This is a genomic window from Kaarinaea lacus, from assembly GCF_975902315.1.
In genome coordinates this window covers 1-4,269 of record NZ_CDLKIE010000309.1, presented here as the reverse complement: position 1 = coordinate 4,269, position 4,269 = coordinate 1, and the positions used below count along the sequence as shown (strand labels likewise).

Sequence of the window (4,269 nt, the reverse complement as noted above, 5' to 3'; positions counted from 1 at the left end):
GGTTGCATGTACCATGGCAGTAGCAATGTATAGAACTGCCAGTAACGACCCAGGTCCACCATAACCGCCATTCCTGCCAGCGTATAACCAAATAATCCAGCCAGCACTGCGGGACGCACCAGTGGATGGTATTCACCTTTGTTTAACACATAAACCGTCAACGCCATGGCATAACCGGCACAGCCAAAGGCGGTACCGACCATAACGTCGAACACAATCCAGATACCCCATGGGTATCCGTCATTTAAATTGGAGACTGCGCCGATACCAAAAATAAAACGATAGGCGATAACAGCAAATCCAATTAAGGCCAGTGTCGCAAAGAACAAAAAGGGTTTGGTTAACAGCCGGGTTCCCAGGGGTTGATGTTCGCTCATGATGCATCCTCCCTGGGAGCGTCCTTGCTCTCTTCTTCCTTATGCTGTTCACTGGTGTTTTTGCGAACCGCGAAAGTTAGCCCTGTCAATAAAATGAAAGGCAGAGCAAACCACTGGTACAAAGTATGTTGTATGCCTTCGGTGATTGCCGGATATCCATAATCGGGAACGTCTGTAGGCAAGCCTAATTTATCAAACGGAACGCCCGACAAATAAACGACCTGGGTTCCACCCAGTTCATTATCACCATACATATTGGGTTGATACTCAGGTATGGCGGCTTCATGTGGCGGGCGATCACCGCCCAGTTTACCGCGCGGGAATACATAGGTGTCCCCTGGCCTGGCATCAAGTCGGCGTTTGGCTTCCGCCATAATGTCATCCATATTGCCAAACAATGAAGCGCCCGTTGGGCATACATCACAGCAGGCCGGCATTTGCCCCTTGGCCTGCAAGTGTGAACAGAATTGACATTTGGCGATTTCACCAAAGGCATCATTGTACTGATACTTTGGTACACCGAACGGACAACCGGCAACGCAATAACGACAACCAATACAACGATCGGGATAATGACGCACAATACCCGTTTCCGCATCCTTTTCCATGGCGGATACCGGGCATGCTGAGATACAGGATGGGTCAACACAGTGCAGGCAATGACGCTTCATAAACGCATAGCCATCGATCTCGCGATCTTTCTGCGCCATGGTGCCATTGCGATAAGCCTTGATGACATTATAAGTGCTACCCGAGATATCCAGGGGTGTGTCATACATCAGGTCATTCATCGCCGTATGCTCAACCGGTACATCATTAGCCTGTTTACAGGCGACCATGCATGCTTTACAGCCGATGCATAATGTGGAGTCATACAACATGCCCACTGCTTTCGGCGGCATCTCCAGTGGATCACGCATTATTGCGTGTGCGTTTCCCGCGCAAGCTGCCGTGGCAGCTCCTGCACCGACTGTAGCAGCTTTGAGGAAATCTCGTCGTTTCATCGCTGCGTCCTCTTGTTACTCATCTTTGCTTGATGAAGAACCAGATGAAGATTCGTCATCTTTACCCATACGGCTTGCTGCAACAGCAGCAGCACCAACACCGGCGCCGATAACACCTGCCGCGAGTGCTGCGGTTCCCGCTGTTACACCTTCACCTTTTGGCTGAAAGATATCGGTGAATGTATTGGGCGGTGCAACTGTTTTAACATCCGCCAATGCATGGAGAGGTTTGTGAAAACCAATGCCCTGCTCGGTACAACCAAAACAGGGGTGGCCGGTACCAACTGGCCATGATGCCGGTCCAACGTCGCCAAACAATACTGCCGGACAGTTGGCATAGGTTTCCGGTCCTTTACAACCCAGCTTATACAGACACCAGCCACGACGATGACCTTCATCGCCGAACTCTATTGCAAACCTGCCAGCATCAAAATGAGGCCGGCGTTCGCAGTTCTCGTGAATCAGGCGCCCATAGGCAAACTTCGGCCGGCCTTTATCATCCAGTTCGGGCAAACTGTTAAAGGTCAATAAGTGAAGCACGGTAGCCAGGAAGTTATAAGGATTGGGTGGACAGCCGGGAATGTTGACAACCGGTTTATCCGTAATGATCTCATGTGTTGCCTTTGCATCCGTTGGGTTGGGTCCACTGGAAGGAATACCACCCCATGAAGCACAGGAACCAATAGCCACAACTGCCGCAGCATCTGCTGCGACTTCCTGGACGATTTCCAGAACAGTTCTATCAGCAATCTTGCAGTAAATGCCACCGTCCCTGGTGGGGATTGATCCATCAGTTACCAGTATGTACTTACCTTTATGGGTTTCCATGATGTGGTGTTTATAGGCTTCTGCCTGATGCCCTGCACCGGCGCTGAGTGTTTCATGATAATCCAGAGAAATAGACTCAAGAATTAATTGTTCAAGTGTGGGATGTTCTGCACGCAATAAAGATTCTGTACAACCGGTGCACGCTTGCGCTGATACCCATATGACAGGCGGCCGACCCGGGCTGGTTGCTGCCTCGGCAATCCTGACAGCCATGGTCGATGACAAGCCCATCGTTGCGGCTATTCCAGCACAGAACTTCATGAATTCCCGCCGGGTTACACCACCGAGGGTTGAGTCTTCGTTATCAAGACCGGTGAGATCCGGCATGCGGTTGATTAACATATTATTTCGCCTCCCACCCGGACCGGCTGCTACTCATTGCGCGCTGCAATAACCGCGGCAATAATGACAGCAACTCCATAGGTGAAATTAAGGATGGATTGGGTTCTTGACTTGACTTGCTATTCCTTAGCATGACATAACTCGCATAGGCATAAGTAGATTATTATTGCTTATTGCGAACAAGCATAGAGAAGTTGTTACCGGTGGTTCTTGACCATGGTCAACTTTGGAAAGTGCGTGCTCCCCAACCGGATGCATTATTGATCTATATCAAGTGAACAATTAGACAAATAACTTGTATTAACAAAATTCATCAATTTTCATAAGTTAAAAATTATAGGCAGCATAACTAATACAATAAGATCAAATTGGTAAGTTTGTGCTTGTCGTTGCTAGCTCATAACGGCGAGCAATCAGGCATTCCATTGACGCGTATCATTTCCCCATTGGTAAAAGCAATTATCATTTAAAGCCATATTCCTGAGAGCAACACGTGAATATCAATTCTGCTTACAACGCATACACAGAGAATTACTCCCTGTAAGGTTTTGCGTACAAGCGCTATAGCGAGGCAAAGGTGACCATTATGCAAAGCGTCAAATATTTATTCAGCGCGGTGTCTGTGCTTCTACTTGTCGGTTTATCGACAGCAACGACGGCTATGGCCGCTGAGGAACAGTTTCGATATGCTGAAAAACCCTGGGGACTGGATAGTCCGGCAGGTCGATGTGTGGTTTGCCATAGCCTGGAGAAAAACGGCAAGTTTAGAGTCGCACCCAATCTTTGGGGCATCGTTGGCGCAGACAAAGCGCGAAACAGGAAAACCTACTCCTATTCAAAAGCTTTATTAAATAAAGGCGGTGTATGGAGCGCCGAAGAAATTGACCAGTTTATTGCAGATGCAAACAAGTTCTTACCAGGTACAACGAAAAGTATCAAAGTGAAAGATGCGGAAGAGCGAAAACAGATTGTTGAGTTTCTTAAGACATTATCAGACTAATGTACTGAACAACAAACTGCGCTAATCGTGCAATCGCTTATGTATTGTTTATTCCCTGTAGTCGCCAACCCAGGCTCCTACGTGACAGGCTGTACAGTTGGCCACTGAGTCTACCCATTCATCCAGAATCCTGTTTTTTAGAAACCGGTGTTCGTCTTTGAAATAAGGCGTATTGGTAATGCGCTGCAGATTTGAATTTTGAGTCAGCCCCAGTAGCGCAATGCGCCCCGCCGTTCCAGCTGCTTTACTGTCCCCCGCGTTCGCCACGAGGTAATCGGTGATATGCTGGATTACCGCAGGCTTTAATTCAACTTTTTCCTTAAAGTGATTATCCAGTTCCTTCATCATTTGACGCCATGATGCTGCGGGTAGCATGGAAGGTTGAAACGCCATATGACAGGAACCACAGTAGCCTCTGGTTTGCGCATCCATTACCGGGGGAAAGATCGTTTGCTGCTCTTTACAGGCAGGCAGGACAGGCAACAGCAATAACAATAACAATATTGGTATTACGTAGTAACGGTATAAATTGTAACGGTGTAAATTGTAGCGATGAAAATTGTACCGGCGGGAATTTACCGTGGAAAAACCTGATTGGCGGAATCCATTAGTCACGATATTAATAGAAGCAAATAGACGCATGCCGGGTTAAAAAAAGGGAGCGATTCACGCTCCCTTACATAGCGTTATTGATAGTTGAATCTAATCTTCATCCATG

Annotated in this window: 5 protein-coding genes; 1 reads left to right on the top strand and 4 read right to left on the bottom strand. The window is 47.8% G+C overall.

The genetic code is table 11. The annotated features are described in order from the left end of the window. From ACWVCM_RS09890 to ACWVCM_RS09880, 3 genes are all read right to left on the bottom strand, one after another. Positions 1-377: hypothetical protein (locus ACWVCM_RS09890; protein ID WP_455201581.1), on the bottom strand; the 377-nt coding region annotated here is incomplete at its 3' end. Continuing rightward, on the bottom strand, positions 374-1,381 hold the full coding sequence (hybA, locus tag ACWVCM_RS09885; protein ID WP_455201580.1) for a hydrogenase 2 operon protein HybA: 1,008 nt from the start codon (positions 1,379-1,381) through the stop codon (positions 374-376). The genes ACWVCM_RS09890 and hybA, both read right to left, overlap by 4 nt. 15 nt (positions 1,382-1,396) lie before the next feature. Continuing rightward, a complete protein-coding gene (locus ACWVCM_RS09880; RefSeq protein ID WP_455201579.1) occupies positions 1,397-2,551 on the bottom strand; it encodes a hydrogenase small subunit in 1,155 nt (384 codons plus the stop codon). 586 nt (positions 2,552-3,137) lie between these two features. Here ACWVCM_RS09880 and ACWVCM_RS09875 point away from each other — a divergent pair. Then, complete coding sequence (locus ACWVCM_RS09875) at positions 3,138-3,551, top strand: c-type cytochrome (RefSeq protein ID WP_455201578.1); 414 nt, start codon at positions 3,138-3,140, stop codon at positions 3,549-3,551. 48 nt (positions 3,552-3,599) lie between these two features. Here ACWVCM_RS09875 and ACWVCM_RS09870 read toward each other — a convergent pair whose 3' ends face one another. After that, complete coding sequence (locus ACWVCM_RS09870; RefSeq protein WP_455201577.1) at positions 3,600-4,166, bottom strand: hypothetical protein; 567 nt, start codon at positions 4,164-4,166, stop codon at positions 3,600-3,602. Positions 4,167-4,269: the final 103 nt, after the last annotated feature.